The sequence below is a fragment of the Kosakonia sp. YIM B13571 genome (assembly GCF_042788095.1).
Lineage (GTDB): Bacteria > Pseudomonadota > Gammaproteobacteria > Enterobacterales > Enterobacteriaceae > Kosakonia > Kosakonia quasisacchari.
Genome location: NZ_JBHZPL010000007.1, coordinates 1 through 15,028, shown reverse-complemented (window position 1 = coordinate 15,028; position 15,028 = coordinate 1). Strand labels below are relative to the sequence as shown.

The 15,028-nt window shown below is 52.7% G+C and carries 13 protein-coding genes; 8 read left to right on the top strand and 5 right to left on the bottom strand.

The genetic code is table 11. The features are described from left to right. Positions 1 to 15: 15 nt before the first annotated feature. Positions 16 to 591 carry an RNA polymerase sigma factor RpoE gene (gene rpoE / locus ACFX4O_RS16430; protein ID WP_380210069.1) on the bottom strand — a complete coding sequence of 192 codons (576 nt, stop codon included), beginning with the start codon at positions 589 to 591 and terminating at the stop codon, positions 16 to 18. A 422-nt stretch (positions 592 to 1,013) separates the two neighbouring features. Between rpoE and nadB the strand changes: the two genes are divergently transcribed. Next, positions 1,014 to 2,633 carry an L-aspartate oxidase gene (nadB, locus tag ACFX4O_RS16425; protein WP_380209860.1) on the top strand — a complete coding sequence of 540 codons (1,620 nt, stop codon included), beginning with the start codon at positions 1,014 to 1,016 and terminating at the stop codon, positions 2,631 to 2,633. Here the strand turns inward: nadB and ACFX4O_RS16420 are convergent. Then, a complete protein-coding gene (locus ACFX4O_RS16420; RefSeq protein ID WP_380209858.1) occupies positions 2,618 to 3,355 on the bottom strand; it encodes a tRNA1(Val) (adenine(37)-N6)-methyltransferase in 738 nt (245 codons plus the stop codon). The two genes, nadB and ACFX4O_RS16420, sit on opposite strands and share 16 nt — an antisense overlap. 129 nt (positions 3,356 to 3,484) lie before the next feature. On the opposite strand from ACFX4O_RS16420, the gene srmB reads away from it, so the two are divergent. Further along, on the top strand, positions 3,485 to 4,819 hold the full coding sequence (gene srmB / locus ACFX4O_RS16415; protein WP_131406421.1) for an ATP-dependent RNA helicase SrmB: 1,335 nt from the start codon (positions 3,485 to 3,487) through the stop codon (positions 4,817 to 4,819). A gap of 43 nt (positions 4,820 to 4,862) precedes the next feature. Here the strand turns inward: srmB and grcA are convergent, their stop codons facing one another. Continuing rightward, a complete protein-coding gene (gene grcA, locus ACFX4O_RS16410) occupies positions 4,863 to 5,246 on the bottom strand; it encodes an autonomous glycyl radical cofactor GrcA (protein ID WP_380209856.1) in 384 nt (127 codons plus the stop codon). Positions 5,247 to 5,560: 314 nt separating this feature from the next. Here grcA and ung point away from each other — a divergent pair, with 314 nt between their 5' ends. After that, positions 5,561 to 6,250 (top strand): uracil-DNA glycosylase, encoded by a 690-nt coding sequence (gene ung, locus ACFX4O_RS16405; RefSeq protein WP_380209855.1) that lies wholly within the window; start codon positions 5,561 to 5,563, stop codon positions 6,248 to 6,250. Positions 6,251 to 6,300: 50 nt separating this feature from the next. Here the strand turns inward: ung and ACFX4O_RS16400 are convergent, their stop codons facing one another. Continuing rightward, positions 6,301 to 7,419: a tRNA/rRNA methyltransferase gene (locus ACFX4O_RS16400; RefSeq protein ID WP_131406419.1), complete on the bottom strand. Its 1,119-nt coding sequence runs from the start codon at positions 7,417 to 7,419 to the stop codon at positions 6,301 to 6,303. Between the two features lie 204 nt (positions 7,420 to 7,623). Between ACFX4O_RS16400 and trxC the strand changes: the two genes are divergently transcribed. From trxC to ACFX4O_RS16375, 5 genes are all read left to right on the top strand, one after another. Next, positions 7,624 to 8,043, top strand: coding sequence for a thioredoxin TrxC (gene trxC / locus ACFX4O_RS16395; protein WP_131406418.1), 420 nt, complete (start codon positions 7,624 to 7,626; stop codon positions 8,041 to 8,043). Positions 8,044 to 8,112: 69 nt separating this feature from the next. Continuing rightward, entirely contained in the window at positions 8,113 to 8,811 is a 699-nt protein-coding gene (locus tag ACFX4O_RS16390; RefSeq protein ID WP_380209853.1) for a tRNA-uridine aminocarboxypropyltransferase, read from the top strand. 32 nt (positions 8,812 to 8,843) lie between these two features. Next, positions 8,844 to 11,498: a protein lysine acetyltransferase gene (gene pat / locus ACFX4O_RS16385; protein WP_380209851.1), complete on the top strand. Its 2,655-nt coding sequence runs from the start codon at positions 8,844 to 8,846 to the stop codon at positions 11,496 to 11,498. Positions 11,499 to 11,617: 119 nt separating this feature from the next. Then, positions 11,618 to 12,973, top strand: a complete 1,356-nt coding sequence (pssA, locus tag ACFX4O_RS16380) for a CDP-diacylglycerol--serine O-phosphatidyltransferase (protein ID WP_380209849.1) — start codon at positions 11,618 to 11,620, stop codon at positions 12,971 to 12,973. 46 nt (positions 12,974 to 13,019) lie between these two features. Next, positions 13,020 to 13,340 (top strand): YfiM family lipoprotein, encoded by a 321-nt coding sequence (locus tag ACFX4O_RS16375; RefSeq protein ID WP_097407588.1) that lies wholly within the window; start codon positions 13,020 to 13,022, stop codon positions 13,338 to 13,340. 3 nt (positions 13,341 to 13,343) lie between these two features. On the opposite strand, the gene ACFX4O_RS16370 is transcribed toward ACFX4O_RS16375, so the two are convergent. Then, positions 13,344 to 14,648 carry an MFS family transporter gene (locus tag ACFX4O_RS16370; RefSeq protein ID WP_380209846.1) on the bottom strand — a complete coding sequence of 435 codons (1,305 nt, stop codon included), beginning with the start codon at positions 14,646 to 14,648 and terminating at the stop codon, positions 13,344 to 13,346. Positions 14,649 to 15,028 lie beyond the last annotated feature (380 nt).

The following is a 15,028-nucleotide window of genomic DNA, read 5'->3' as shown; positions in this document are numbered from 1 at the left end:
AGTATCCCGCTATCGTCAACGCCTGATAAGCGGTTGAACTTTATTATCAATAGCTTCCCGCGCACGGAAGATACGCGAACGAACGGTACCCACCGGACAATCCATTATGACCGCAATCTCTTCATAACTTAGGCCATCCAGCTCCCGCAACGTAATTGCCATACGTAAATCTTCCGGGAGCGACTCAATGGTACGGAAAACTATTTGTCGCAGTTCTTCTGACAACATTAAGTTCTCAGGGTTCGAAATTTCTTTCAGTGCACCGCCACTTTCGAAGTTTTCTGCTTCAATAGCGTCCACATCACTGGATGGCGGCCTGCGCCCTTGGGCAACCAGGTAATTTTTCGCTGTATTAACCGCAATTCGGTATAGCCAGGTATAAAAAGCACTATCTCCCCTGAATGAATCAAGCGCGCGATAGGCCTTTATAAATGACTCTTGTACGACATCAGGCACATCGCCCGAAGGGACATACCGGGAAACCAGACTCGCCACTTTATGCTGGTAGCGCACCACCAGTAAGTTGAACGATTTCTGATCTCCTTTCTGGACCCTTTCGACCAGGACCTGATCCGTTAACTGCTCGCTCATCCGAGGTAAAGTCTCCCCAAAACCAATTTCCACGCGTATCCAGAAACGCCACTCCAATACTGCACAATATGAGCAAGCAGCCAATTAGAGGACCGGTCTGTAATAAAGTTCCGTTACGCCTTTGTTTTTGTGCATCGTTCTACAGACTTTTCATTCTCACTCATTATAAGTCTGCAAACTTTGAACAATGTGTTTTCTCAAAGAAAAGACCTTAAGATCGCCAGAGAGTAACGCAATACCGCTTTTTTTTCACCTCTAATACACCTTAGCTAACAAACTGCTTCTTAATAGCTTTTTCCGGGTTGTATATTCTTGGCCGATTATCATGTTTAGTCGTTAGTACAAGAAAAGCAAAAAACAGTGATCATCTTCCGCTTACGGTGCTATGCTGCGCCAACACTGTTTAGTAAATTAAACAAACCATGAAAATGACTCCTGAACTCTCCTGTGATGTACTGGTCATCGGCAGCGGCGCGGCCGGTCTTTCGGTGGCTTTGCGGCTGGCAGACAAACATAACGTCATTGTTTTAAGTAAAGGTCCCATTAGCGAAGGTTCAACATTTTATGCTCAGGGCGGTATCGCTGCAGTATTTGATGAAACCGACAGCATCGAATCGCATGTGGAAGACACGCTCATTGCAGGCGCCGGCATTGTCGAGCGCCACGCAGCGGAGTTCGTCGCCAGCAACGCGCGCCAGTGCGTACAGTGGCTCATCGATCAGGGCGTATTGTTTGATACCGAGGTTACCGCCAACGGCGAGGCCAGTTATCACCTCACGCGTGAAGGCGGGCATAGCCACCGCCGCATTCTCCACAGTGCCGACGCGACCGGCAAAGAAGTCGAAAACACGCTGGTCACCCAGGCGGTAAACCATCCGAACATTTGTGTGCTTGAGCGCTGCAATGCGGTGGATCTGATTATTTCCGATAAAATCGGTCTGGCCGGAACGCGGCGTGTAGTGGGCGCGTGGGTGTGGAACCGTAATAAAGAACAGGTGGAGACCTGCCAGGCAAAAGCCGTGGTACTGGCAACAGGTGGAGCCTCGAAGGTCTATCAGTACACCACCAATCCTGATATCGCCTCTGGTGACGGCATTGCTATGGCCTGGCGTGCGGGCTGCCGGGTAGCGAACCTGGAGTTTAATCAATTTCACCCTACCGCACTATTCCACCCGCAGGCGCGCAATTTCCTGCTCACAGAAGCGTTACGCGGTGAAGGTGCGCATCTGAAACGCCCGGACGGCACCCGTTTTATGCCAGATTTTGACGCGCGAGGTGAGTTAGCGCCACGCGATGTGGTCGCCCGCGCGATAGATCATGAAATGAAACGCCTCGGCGTCGATTGCATGTATCTCGATATTAGCCATAAACCAGCTGAGTTTATTCGTCACCATTTCCCGATGATTTACGAAAAGTTGCTCGGGCTTGGCATCGATTTAACCAAAGAGCCCGTGCCGATTGTACCTGCAGCACATTACACCTGCGGCGGCGTAATGATTGACGAACGCGGGCGTACCGATGTCGACGGGCTGTATGCAATTGGAGAAGTGAGTTATAGCGGTTTGCACGGTGCAAATCGCATGGCGTCGAATTCGCTGCTGGAGTGCCTGGTCTATGGCTGGTCGGCGGCGGAAGATATCGCTCATCGTATACCGCATGCACAAGCGGCCACGACGCTGCCGGCATGGGATGAAAGCCGCGTGGACGATGCCGATGAACGGGTGATTCTGCAACACAACTGGCACGAATTACGGTTGTTTATGTGGGATTACGTCGGCATTGTGCGCACCACTAAACGCCTTGAGCGCGCCCTGCGCCGAATCACATTACTACAGCAGGAAATTGACGAGTATTACGCGAACTTCCGCGTCTCGAATAACCTGCTGGAGTTGCGCAACCTGGTGCAAGTCGCGGAGTTAATTGTGCGCTGTGCGATGGCTCGTAAAGAGAGCCGTGGGTTGCATTACACGCTGGATTATCCCGATTTACTGCCGGAATCTGGCCCGACGGTGCTGTCGCCACAAAACTACATAAACAGATAAAACGCCTGGGTCAGCGCGGTGTAGCTCTCTGAGTAGCGCTGATCGGGCCCACGGATCACCAGACGATCTGCAAACAGTTCGCCGTCTCGCGGAGAGAATGCCAACAGGACGCGATGAGGCAAACGGCTTTCTGTTTCAGTTACATCCGTACGCAAACGCAGATGCCAGCCCAGCGTCTGCGCTTTGCTGACAAAAGTTTCGCTGATTTCAATCGGCAGAACGACGCAGAAAAAGCCCTCTTCCGTAATCAGCGTTGCGCCAATTTCCAGCAAGGATTGATGATCAAGCGTTGTGGTATAGCGCGCTTTTTCGCGCTCCGGCGTGGCGCATTGTACCCCTTCGTCAAAATAGGGCGGGTTGCTGACAATCAGATCATAGCGCGCGGTATTTTCCGTGCTCCACTGGCAGATATCCGCCTGATGCACGGTAATGCGCTCAGCCCACGGTGAGGCCAGAACATTTTCCTGTGCCTGCCCGGCTGCGTGATCATCCAGTTCGACGGCATCAATTGTTACTTCTGGTGATGTGCGTTGCGCCAGCATCAGCGCCAGCAGCCCGCTACCGGTGCCAATGTCCAGCACATGCCTTGCTTTGGAAACCGGCGCCCACGCGCCTAACATCACCCCATCAGTGCCTACTTTCATGGCACAGCGATCGTGAGCAACAAAGAATTCTTTAAACGTGAAGCCATCACGGCGCAACAGAGCCTTGGGCTGAGACATCTTTACAACCTCAATTCGGAAACCGGTGTAGCATAGGGGAAAGCAAAGCGCTGGAAAAGCAATAAGCAGACAACAGATGAAGATTGCAGCCGTAACGTCTATAATCGGCGCCCCACACAGAGGTAGATCATGACTGTAACGACTTTTTCCGAACTCGAACTTGACGACAGCCTGCTGGACGCGCTCCAGAATAAAGGCTTTACACGCCCGACCGCCATCCAGGCCGCCGCCATTCCGCCTGCGCTTGAAGGGCGTGATGTCCTCGGTTCCGCCCCTACCGGCACCGGTAAAACAGCGGCATATCTGCTGCCTGCGTTGCAGCACCTTCTGGACTTCCCGCGTAAGAAATCCGGCCCACCGCGCATCCTGATCCTGACCCCGACCCGCGAACTGGCGATGCAGGTGGCCGATCACGCACGTGAGCTTGCCGCTAACACGCATCTGGATATCGCCACCATTACCGGCGGTGTAGCGTATATGAACCACGCGGAAGTGTTCAGCGAAAACCAGGATGTCGTGGTCGCGACCACTGGCCGCCTGTTGCAATACATTAAAGAAGAGAACTTCGACTGCCGCGCGGTAGAGACGCTGATCCTTGACGAAGCAGATCGCATGCTGGACATGGGCTTCGCGCAAGATATCGAGCACATTGCCGGTGAAACCCGCTGGCGCAAGCAGACCATGCTCTTCTCTGCGACGCTGGAAGGCGAAGCGATTAAAAACTTTGCTGAGCGCCTGCTGGAAGATCCTGTTGAAGTTTCTGCCACGCCATCAACGCGCGAGCGCAAGAAAATTCACCAGTGGTACTACCGTGCCGACGACGTGGCACATAAAACCGCGCTGCTGGTGCATCTGCTTAAGCAACCTGAAGTTAGCCGCTCTATCGTATTCGTTCGCAAACGCGAGCGTGTGCATGAGCTGGCAAACTGGCTGCGTGAAGCGGGAATTAACAACTGCTATCTCGAAGGTGAGATGGTACAGGCGAAGCGTAACGAAGCGATTAAACGCCTGACGGAAGGCCGTGTGAACGTGCTGGTCGCCACCGATGTCGCCGCTCGCGGCATTGATATCGACGATGTCAGCCACGTATTTAACTTCGATCTGCCGCGCAGCGGCGATACCTACTTGCACCGCATCGGTCGTACGGGCCGCGCGGGCCGTAAAGGCACCGCGATTTCTCTGGTCGAAGCGCACGATCATTTGTTGCTGGGTAAAATTGGCCGGTATGTTGAAGAACCGCTGAAGCCGCGTGTGATAGACGAATTGCGTGCAAAAACGCGCGCGCCCAGTGAGAAGCTGACAGGCAAACCATCGAAGAAAGTGTTGGCGAAACGCGAAGAGAAGAAAAAAGAGAAAGAAAAAGAGAAACCGCGTGTGAAGCAACGCCATCGTGACACCAAAAATATTGGTAAACGACGTAAGCCGAGCGCTGCAAGTACTGCGCCGCAAAATACAGAAGAGTAAAAAAAACGCCGGGATATCCCGGCGTTTTTATGTGTGCCTGAAATTACAGGCTTTCAGTAAAGGTACGAGCAATAACGTCGCGCTGCTGTTCTGGAGTCAGAGAGTTAAAACGCACAGCATAACCGGATACACGAATCGTCAGCTGTGGGTATTTTTCCGGGTGTTCAACGGCATCAAGCAGTGTTTCACGACGCAGCACGTTAACGTTCAGGTGCTGACCGCCTTCAACGCGCACTTCTGGTTTCACTTCCATCGGAATTTCACGGTATTCGATAGCGCCGAGTTTGCTAACCGCAACCACTTCATCTTCGGCATAACCCGCTTTGGCACACACGCAACGTGCTTCGCCTTTTTCGTTATCGAGCAGCCAGAATGAGTTCAGCAAGTTGTCATTGGCAGCTTTAGTAATCTGGATACCAGTAATCATGAATAGCCTCCCTTAGGCACATTATTTGATTAGCCGGATTCTTTCCGGCCAATTGGTAAAACCATTGTTGTCTGATTGTTTATATACCAGTCTGACATGCGGCATTCTTTGATTTAAATCAATAAAAACCACACAGTAAAAATGGCCATAGAGGAATATACTTGTTTTATATCAAGTTACGCCAATCGCGCCGACTTAAAATTTTTGTAAATTTTAAAAATATTTTTAGGATTATCTATCACGAAGGACAGTCAATTTTGTTTCAGGGAAATAAGCAGTTAAGCTACGGGGAATGAACTTCGCAGGAGAGCGGGATGACCACTTCATTAACATGGCATGATGTGCTGGCAGAAGAAAAACAGCAGCCGTACTTTATTAACACCCTTAGCACAGTGGCGACTGAGCGCCAGTCCGGCATAACCATCTATCCGCCACAGAAAGATGTGTTCAACGCCTTTCGCTTCACTGAGCTCGGCGACGTCAAAGTTGTCATCCTCGGCCAGGATCCTTACCACGGCCCGGGACAAGCACACGGTTTAGCATTTTCCGTCTTGCCTGGCATTGCGCCACCGCCTTCCCTGCTGAATATGTATAAAGAGCTGGAAGCCAGCATTCCGGGTTTTGTGCGCCCGCAACATGGTTATCTCGAAAGCTGGGCGCGTCAGGGCGTGTTGCTACTGAATACCGTGCTCACCGTGCGCGCTGGTCAGGCACACTCACATGCAAGCCTCGGCTGGGAAACCTTTACCGATAAAGTCATTAGCCTGATTAATGAGCATCGCGAAGGCGTGGTATTTCTGCTTTGGGGTTCGCACGCGCAGAAGAAAGGGGCGATTATCGACACAAATCGCCATCATGTTCTGAAAGCGCCGCATCCATCGCCGCTCTCCGCGCACCGCGGATTTTTCGGCTGTAACCATTTTGTCCTGGCGAATCAATGGCTAGAAAAACAGGGTGAAGCGCCAGTCGACTGGATGCCGACACTGCCGGCAGAAAGTGAGTAAAAAAAAGCCAGCTTTACGCTGGCTTTTTTATTGCACCTGACGTTGCGCTATCAGGCTTTATTTTGACGCCACCACTCCGCCAGCAACACACCGGTTGCGACAGAAACGTTGAGGCTTTCAACGTTGCCGGTGCCATCAATTGAGACACTCAAATCGGAACGAGACAGCGTCACATCAGACAGACCATCGCGCTCCTGACCGAGCACCAGTACCATCTTTTTCGGCAGCTCGGCTTTAAACAGCGAGGTTCCGTTGTGACTGGAGGTGGTCACCAGCGCATAACCCGCCTGACGGAACTCTTCCAGCGCATCGACAAAACTATCGCCGGTGATCGCCTGAACGTGTTCCGCGCCGCCTTCTGCGGTACGGACTGCCGCACCAGATTCAATCACTGCCGCATCCTGCAATACCACGCCTTTCACACCGAAATGCGCGCAGCTACGCATAATTGCGCCGAGGTTATGCGGGTTACCCACATCTTCCAGCGCCAGCACGCAATCTTCGTCTGCGGCGTTCGCCACCCATTTCTGGACACTCAGGCCATTACGCTTTTTGATCAAGAAGCACACGCCACCGTGGTGTTCCGTGCCGGAGGCTTTTGTCAGTTCGTCTTCATCAACCACGTGATACGCTTTACGGTTCGCGGCCATCCAGCGCAGGGCTTCTTTAAAACGCGGGGTTACACTCTGTACAAACCAAGCGCGAACAATCGACTCAGGACGGCTGCTGAACAGTGCCTGGCAGGCATTTTCGCCATAGACACGCGTCTCTTCCGCACGCTGGCGGCGCAGCACTTCCGGATCGATAAAACTTTTACCGCTAATACCACCATGATCCGGTTTTTCCGGCGTTTCGTCGCCCGGGGCACGGGAAACGGTACGCCACGGCGAATCACTCTGGTTGCTGAAATTGTCTCGCTGCGGGCGGCTTCTGTCATCACGAGCAGGGCGGCCCCGGTCATCACGGGCAGAACGACTTCTATCGTCACGGCCTGCACGACCTTTATCATCGCGGGAGGTGCGACGGTCATCGCCACCGCGCGAAGACGTTCCGCTACGTGCTGGCCCTTTCCCGGTGCGCGGGTTAAGACCACGTTTATCGGAATCATCATCACTGCGGACATACATCACTTTGACCTTGCCGCTTTTATTCTTTAATTCATCGTTCATGCTTTTCTCCACCAGCGCTGCGCGAAGCGCGCAGATTACCTGATGTGCTGGCGCTTAGCCATTAATTCGTTCAAAAGTTATCGGCTATTGTACTCATTGAATAAAACGCGTTGTTGTTTAAAACCTTCTTATTAATAATATGTAACATTGAAGAAACATACCGGCGAAACGCCGCTTTGTACCATCGTTTCCCTGAGGTTAGTTATGAATACCGTATGTGCAAGCTGTCAGGCGCTGAACCGCATTCCTGAAGAAAGAATGAGCGACGGCGCGAAATGTGGGCGCTGTGGACATGAGCTGTTCGACGGAGATGTGATCAATGCGACCGGCGAAACCCTGGATAAACTGCTGAAAGATGACCTGCCTGTGGTCGTCGATTTCTGGGCACCATGGTGTGGCCCGTGCCGCAACTTTGCGCCGATTTTCGAAGATGTCGCGGAAGAACGCAGCGGCCAAGTGCGCTTTGTGAAAGTCAACACTGAAGCCGAGCGCGAGCTGAGCGCGCGTTTCCGTATTCGCAGCATTCCTACCATTATGCTGTTCAAAAATGGCGAAGTGGTGGACATGCTAAGCGGGGCGATGCCGAAAGCGCCGTTCGACAGCTGGCTTAACGAATCACTGTAATCCCTTCGGGGCGCTTCTTGTGCCCCGTTTTCAGCTCTGCGACAATGGCGTTTTTCTTGTGCGACCTTCATGACCAATAACGCTGTTCTCCAACTCCGTGCTGAGCGTCTTGCCCGCTCGACGCGCCCGTTTCTGGCGCGTGGCAACCGTATTCGCCGCTGCCAGAGCTGCTTGCTGCCGCTAAAAAACTGTCTGTGTGATACCTTAAAACCGGCCTGCGCCAACAGCCGTTTTTGCCTGGTCATGTTTGACACCGAGCCGATGAAACCCAGTAACACCGGGCGTTTGATTGCCGATATCCTGCCCGACACGCAGGCTTTTCAATGGTCGCGCACCGAGCCGCCGCAGGCGCTTATCGATTTATGCACCAGTGAAGCGTACCAGCCAATGGTCGTCTTCCCGGCCTCTTATGCAGGAAGTGAACGTCAGGTGTTGAGCGCTCCGGCAGCCGGAAAACCCCCGCTGTTTATTATGCTGGATGGTACCTGGACCGAAGCACGTAAAATGTTCCGCAAAAGCCCTTATCTGGATGCATTACCGGTTATCTCCGTCGATTTATCACGTGTGTCTGCCTATCGCTTACGGGAAGCGCACGCAGAAGATCAATACTGCACGGCGGAAGTGGCCATTGCTCTGTTGGATCTGGCTGGCGATAACAGTGCAGCGCAAGCCCTCGGCGATCACTTTACCCTGTTTCGCGAACGTTACCTGGCGGGGAAACCGCATCATTCGTCCGCCATCACAGCAAACGCTGCAGAAAACGTTTAATATCATCGGGTCACTCTTTTGCGGAGGCCGGTATGAGCCAACGAGGGCTGGAAGCGTTATTACGTCCCCGATCGATTGCGGTGGTGGGTGCATCCATGAAGCCGGATCGTGCGGGTTATTTAATGATGCGCAATTTGCTGGCAGGCGGTTTCGCCGGGCCAGTCTTACCGGTAACGCCCGCCTATAAAGCGGTACAGGGCGTGCTGGCGTGGCCGGATGTCGCCAGCCTGCCTTTCACGCCCGATCTTGCCGTATTGTGTACCCACGCAAAACGTAATTTGGCGCTGCTTGAAGCGCTCGGCCAAAAGGGGTGTAAAACCTGCATTATCCTTTCCGCTCCGCCCGAACAACATGCCGATTTACTGGCCTGCGCCGGTCGCTACCAGATGCGATTGCTTGGCCCGAACAGCCTGGGCTTGCTCGCTCCCTGGCAAGGGCTTAATGCCAGTTTCTCGCCGGTGCCGATTACACGCGGCAAGCTGGCTTTTATTTCCCAGTCAGCCGCCGTCTCCAATACTATCCTCGACTGGGCGCAACAGCGGGAAATGGGGTTCTCTTATTTCATCGCACTCGGCGATAGTCTCGATATTGATGTCGATGAACTGCTCGATTTCCTGGCGCGCGACAGTAAGACCAGCGCCATCCTGCTCTATCTGGAACAGTTAAGTGATGCCCGTCGATTTGTTTCCGCCGCACGTAGCGCCTCACGTAATAAACCGATTCTGGTCATAAAAAGCGGTCGCAGCCCGGAAGCACAGCGTCTGCTGCATTCTCATGCGGGGCTCGATCCGGCCTGGGATGCGGCTATTCAGCGCGCCGGTTTATTGCGGGTCCAGGATACGCATGAGCTTTTTTCCGCCGTCGAAACACTTAGCCATATGCACCCACTGCGCGGCGAACGGTTGATGATCATCAGTAATGGCGCAGCACCCGCCGCACTGGCGCTTGACGAACTGTGGTCACGCAACGGCAAGCTGGCCACACTGAGTGAAGAGACGATAGCGCAGTTGCGAGCCGTACTGCCGGAGTATGTGGAACCCGCTAACCCGCTGGATTTGCGCGATGATGCAAGCAGTGAGCGTTACATCGCGGCGTTGAATATTTTGCTCGATAGCCAGGATTACGATGCGTTGATGGTGATCCACGCGCCCAGCGCCGCAGCGCCGGGCAGCGAAAGCGCGGTGGCGTTAATTGATGCGTTGAAAAAACATCCCCGCGGGAAATATGTCACCGTGCTGACCAACTGGTGCGGTGAGTTTTCTTCTCAGGAAGCGCGGCGTCTGTTTAGTGAGGCCGGATTGCCAACCTATCGAACCCCGGAAGGCACTATTACGGCGTTTATGCATATGGTGGAATATCGGCGAAACCAGAAACAGTTGCGTGAAACGCCAGCGATCTCCGTAAGCCTGACAGCAGATACCGCCGCCGCACACAACCTTCTGCAGCAGGCGCTGACCGAGGGCGCATCAACGCTGGACACCCACGAAGTTCAGCCGATCCTGCGGGCCTGGGGGTTGCAAACGCTGCCGACATGGATTGCCAGCGACAGTGCGGAAGCGGTGCATATTGCCGAACAGATTGGCTACCCGGTTGCGCTGAAATTACGCTCTCCGGATATCCCGCATAAGTCAGAAGTTCAGGGGGTAATGCTTTATCTGCGTACCGCGAAAGAAGTGCAACAGGCTGCTGACGCGATTATTGATCGTGTCAAAATGAACTGGCCGCAAGCGCGCATCCACGGTTTGCAAGTGCAGAGCATGGCGAACCGTGCTGGTGCGCAGGAACTGCGCGTTGTGGTAGAACACGATCCGGTTTTCGGCCCGCTGATTATGTTGGGTGAAGGCGGCGTTGAGTGGCGAGCAGAGGATCAAGCCGCAGTGGCGCTTCCGCCACTCAATATGAATCTGGCGCGCTACCTGGTCATTCAGGCGATCAAAAGTAAAAAGATCCGTGGGCGCAGCGCACTCCGCACGCTGGATATTGCAGGTCTGAGCCAGTTTTTAGTTCAGGTTTCAAATTTGATCGTCGATTGCCCGGAAATCGAACGGCTCGACATTCACCCTTTGCTGGCTTCCGGGAGCGAATTCACGGCGCTGGATGTCACGATGTCTATCGCGCCCACCGCGGGGAACGGCGAGACGCGTCTTGCTATTCGCCCCTATCCGCAGCATCTGGAAGAGCGCGTTGAGATGAGAAATGGCGAGCAGTGCTTGTTCCGCCCTATTCTTCCCGAGGATGAACCTCAGTTGCAGGCATTTATCGCCAGGGTGACAAAAGAAGATCTCTATTATCGCTACTTTAGCGAGATTAACGAATTTACCCACGATGATTTAGCGAATATGACGCAGATCGACTACGATCGGGAAATGGCTTTCGTGGCTGTGCGCAGCACAGATCAGGGCGAAGAAATTTTGGGCGTCACCCGCGCTATTTCCGATCCGGATAATATCGATGCTGAATTTGCCGTGCTGGTTCGTTCCGACCTAAAAGGGCTTGGGCTCGGACGACGTTTGCTTGAAAAGCTTATCAGTTATACCCGGGATCACGGACTTAAGCGCTTGAATGGTATTACTATGCCCAACAATCGCGGCATGGTGACGCTGGCGCGTAAATTGGGATTTGATGTCGATATCCAACTGGAAGATGGAATCGTAGGTTTGTCGCTCCATCTGACACCGACCGAGTAATCCCGAGTAAGGTACTGGAAATGTTGACCGCTTTAGCAGGCTCGGTGTTATTATTGCCCGCTTATGTCGTCTGCATGCTACAGAAGACCCTTCAATAAACAGAGAAGAAACGCACTGTGATGTTGTCAAAATTTAAGCGTAATAAACATCAACAACACCTTGCCCAATTACCCAAGATTTCTCAGTCAGCTGATGATATAGAGTTCTTCTATGCGCCTGCTGATTTCAGGGAGACGCTGCTTGCGAAGATAGCCACCGCAACGCGCCGGATCTATATCATTGCCCTGTATCTTGAACAGGATGATGGTGGGAAAGGAATTCTGAACGCGCTGTATGAAGCAAAACGCCAGCGCCCGGAGCTGGATGTTCGCGTCCTCGTTGACTGGCATCGCGCTCAGCGCGGTCGTATTGGCGCAGCAGCGTCAAATACCAATGCGGACTGGTACTGCCGCATGGCACAGGAAAACCCTGGCGTTGTCGTTCCCGTTTACGGGGTGCCGGTTAATACCCGCGAAGCGCTTGGTGTGCTGCATTTCAAAGGTTTTATTATTGATGACTGTGTGCTGTATAGCGGCGCGAGTCTTAATGATGTTTACCTGCACCAGCACGATAAATACCGTTATGACCGTTATCAGCTGATCCGTAACCCACAGATGGCGGACGTGATGCAAGGCTGGGTTGAGCAGAATCTGATCCAGGGCCGTGGTGTGAATCGCCTTGATGATACGCAGCGCCCCAAAAGCCAGGAAATCAAAAATGATATCCGCCTGTTCCGTCAGGAATTGCGCGATGCGTCGTACCATTTCCAGGGCGATGCGGATAACGAACAACTGGCCGTGACTCCGCTGGTTGGTCTGGGAAAATCCAGCCTGCTGAATAAGACGATTTTCCATCTTATGCCGTGCGCGGAACACAAACTGACGATTTGTACGCCCTATTTCAACCTGCCTGCGGTACTGGTACGCAATATTATCCAGTTGCTGCGTGAGGGGAAAAAAGTCGAAATCATCGTTGGCGATAAGACAGCGAATGACTTTTTCATTCCTGAAGATGAGCCATTTAAGATCATTGGCGCGTTGCCTTATTTGTATGAGATCAACCTGCGTCGCTTCTTAAGCCGTCTGCAATATTATGTGAATACCGATCAACTGGTTGTTCGCTTGTGGAAAGATGACGATAACAGCTACCACCTGAAAGGAATGTGGGTCGACGATGAGTGGATCCTGGTCACCGGGAATAACCTGAACCCACGAGCCTGGCGTCTGGACCTGGAGAACGCAGTACTGATCCACGATCCGAAACATGAGCTGGCCGCACAGCGTGATAAAGAGCTGGAACTTATCCGCACGCACACCACAGTGGTAAATCATTACCGTGACTTGCAAAGTATTGCTGATTACCCGGTGAAAGTCCGTAAGCTGATACGCCGCCTGCGCCGTATCCGCATTGATAAGCTGATTAGCCGCATTCTTTAACATTAAGCCCCATCCCTGTGATGGGGCTTTTTTTTCAGGTATTCCAATGAAATACACCTTGCTGGCAACAACGCTGCTGCTGACAGGCTGTAGCCATATGGCAAACGATAGCTGGAGCGGGCAGGATAAAGCACAACATTTCCTTGGTTCGGCGATGCTTTCCGCAGCCGGTAACGAATACGCACAACATCAGGGTATTAGCCGTGACCGTAGCGCAGTATATGGTCTGATGTTTTCTGTTAGCCTTGGCGCATCGAAAGAGTTATGGGATAGCCGCCCGGCAGGGAGCGGCTGGAGCTGGAAAGATTTCGCTTGGGATGTTGCCGGTGCCACAACAGGTTTTGCCGTGTGGCAACTGGCAAGATAGATACTAAAGCCGGATGCCTTTCCCTTTGCGATGCAGCATTAAGGAAACCACAAACGCTAATGCGCCCATCACGGTAACGTACCAGAAAAAGGTGCTTTCAAAACCGACCGATTTCAGCGACAGCGCAACATACTCAGCCGAACCACCAAACAGCGCATTCGCCACGGCATAGGATAATCCGACACCTAACGCACGAACCTGTGCCGGGAACATTTCGGCTTTCAGGATTCCACTGATCGAGGTGTAGAAACTGACAATCACTAATGCCAGCATAACCAGCGCGAACGCGGCATAGGGCGACGTTACGCTATGCAGCGCACTGAGAATCGGGACGGTACAAAGTGTGGCAAGACCGCCGAACAGCAACATTGAGGTGCGGCGGCCAATTTTGTCCGACAGCGCGCCAATAACGGGTTGAATCAACATAAAGACAAATAACGCAACTGTCATAATGACGCTGGCAACGTTGGCATGCATTCCGGCGGTATTCACCAGATATTTTTGCATATAGGTGGTAAAGGTGTAGAACGTCAGTGAACCGCCAGCCGTAAAACCAAGCACCATAATAAAAGCCTTGCGGTTACGCCACAGCCCTTTTAGCGATCCCGCCTCTTTCAGAGCCCGTACTTCTTGCCGCGAGGTTTCATCAAGTTGTCGGCGTAGCCACAGCGCAACAATGGCCAGTGCGGCACCGAGCGCAAACGGAATACGCCAACCCCAGGCACGTAAATCTTCATCGCTCAGAACCTGTTGCAATACAACAACAACCAGCAGAGCCAATAATTGCCCGCCAATCAGCGTGACATACTGGAATGACGCGTAAAATCCTTTACGCCCTTCCACTGCAACTTCGCTCATATAAGTCGCGCTTGTGCCATATTCACCACCCACTGATAGCCCCTGGAACAGACGCGCCAGCAGTAATAATGCTGGTGCCCAGGTCCCAATGGACTCATAACCGGGCAAGCAGGCGATGACCAGTGATCCCAGGCACATCATACACACCGAGATGAGCATCGATGCCTTGCGTCCGCGCCTGTCAGCGATACGGCCAAATAACCAGCCCCCGATCGGTCGCATAAGAAAACCTGCGGCAAAAACACCCGCTGTTTGTAATAGCTGAGTCGTTGTGTTGCCGGCGGGGAAAAAGATGTGCGCGAAGTAGAGGGAGCAAAAGGAATAGACATAGAAATCAAACCACTCAACCAAGTTACCTGATGAAGCGCCAATGATCGCCCATACCCTGCGTCGGGTATCGCTACTAGTGAGCGATTCAGATTCAGGTGTTGTCACACTGCTTTCTGCCATTCTATTAATACTCCTGCTAAAGATTTTGAAGATATGAACTTCGTGAAAATCCTTATCCACTCAGCGCAAAGACCAAAATGTTACATATTTGTTATATCTCAAGAGTGATTTACATCACATTTCAAATTAGCAATGTAAGCAATTAAGAATAGGGGCATGTACGGTCTTAAGCAAAAAAGCCCCATGCTTTCGCATGAGGCTTTCTGTCCGGCAAATCAAAGTTAAAAACCGGTACGGCGGACGGAATTTGTCGCAGCGCAAAAACGCAAAAAGGCCATCCGTCAGGATGGCCTCTTCACTTAATTGATGCCTGGCAGTTCCCTACTCTCGCATGGGGAGACCCCACACTACCATCGGCGCTACGGCGTTTCACTTCTGAG

Coding starts and splice junctions, on each gene's coding strand:
- rpoE (WP_380210069.1), bottom strand. CDS start 591: ATGAGCGAGCAGTTAACGGATCAGGTCCTGGTCGAAAGGGTCCAGAAA.
- nadB (WP_380209860.1), top strand. CDS start 1,014: ATGAAAATGACTCCTGAACTCTCCTGTGATGTACTGGTCATCGGCAGC.
- ACFX4O_RS16420 (WP_380209858.1), bottom strand. CDS start 3,355: ATGTCTCAGCCCAAGGCTCTGTTGCGCCGTGATGGCTTCACGTTTAAA.
- srmB (WP_131406421.1), top strand. CDS start 3,485: ATGACTGTAACGACTTTTTCCGAACTCGAACTTGACGACAGCCTGCTG.
- grcA (WP_380209856.1), bottom strand. CDS start 5,246: ATGATTACTGGTATCCAGATTACTAAAGCTGCCAATGACAACTTGCTG.
- ung (WP_380209855.1), top strand. CDS start 5,561: ATGACCACTTCATTAACATGGCATGATGTGCTGGCAGAAGAAAAACAG.
- ACFX4O_RS16400 (WP_131406419.1), bottom strand. CDS start 7,419: ATGAACGATGAATTAAAGAATAAAAGCGGCAAGGTCAAAGTGATGTAT.
- trxC (WP_131406418.1), top strand. CDS start 7,624: ATGAATACCGTATGTGCAAGCTGTCAGGCGCTGAACCGCATTCCTGAA.
- ACFX4O_RS16390 (WP_380209853.1), top strand. CDS start 8,113: ATGACCAATAACGCTGTTCTCCAACTCCGTGCTGAGCGTCTTGCCCGC.
- pat (WP_380209851.1), top strand. CDS start 8,844: ATGAGCCAACGAGGGCTGGAAGCGTTATTACGTCCCCGATCGATTGCG.
- pssA (WP_380209849.1), top strand. CDS start 11,618: ATGTTGTCAAAATTTAAGCGTAATAAACATCAACAACACCTTGCCCAA.
- ACFX4O_RS16375 (WP_097407588.1), top strand. CDS start 13,020: ATGAAATACACCTTGCTGGCAACAACGCTGCTGCTGACAGGCTGTAGC.
- ACFX4O_RS16370 (WP_380209846.1), bottom strand. CDS start 14,648: ATGGCAGAAAGCAGTGTGACAACACCTGAATCTGAATCGCTCACTAGT.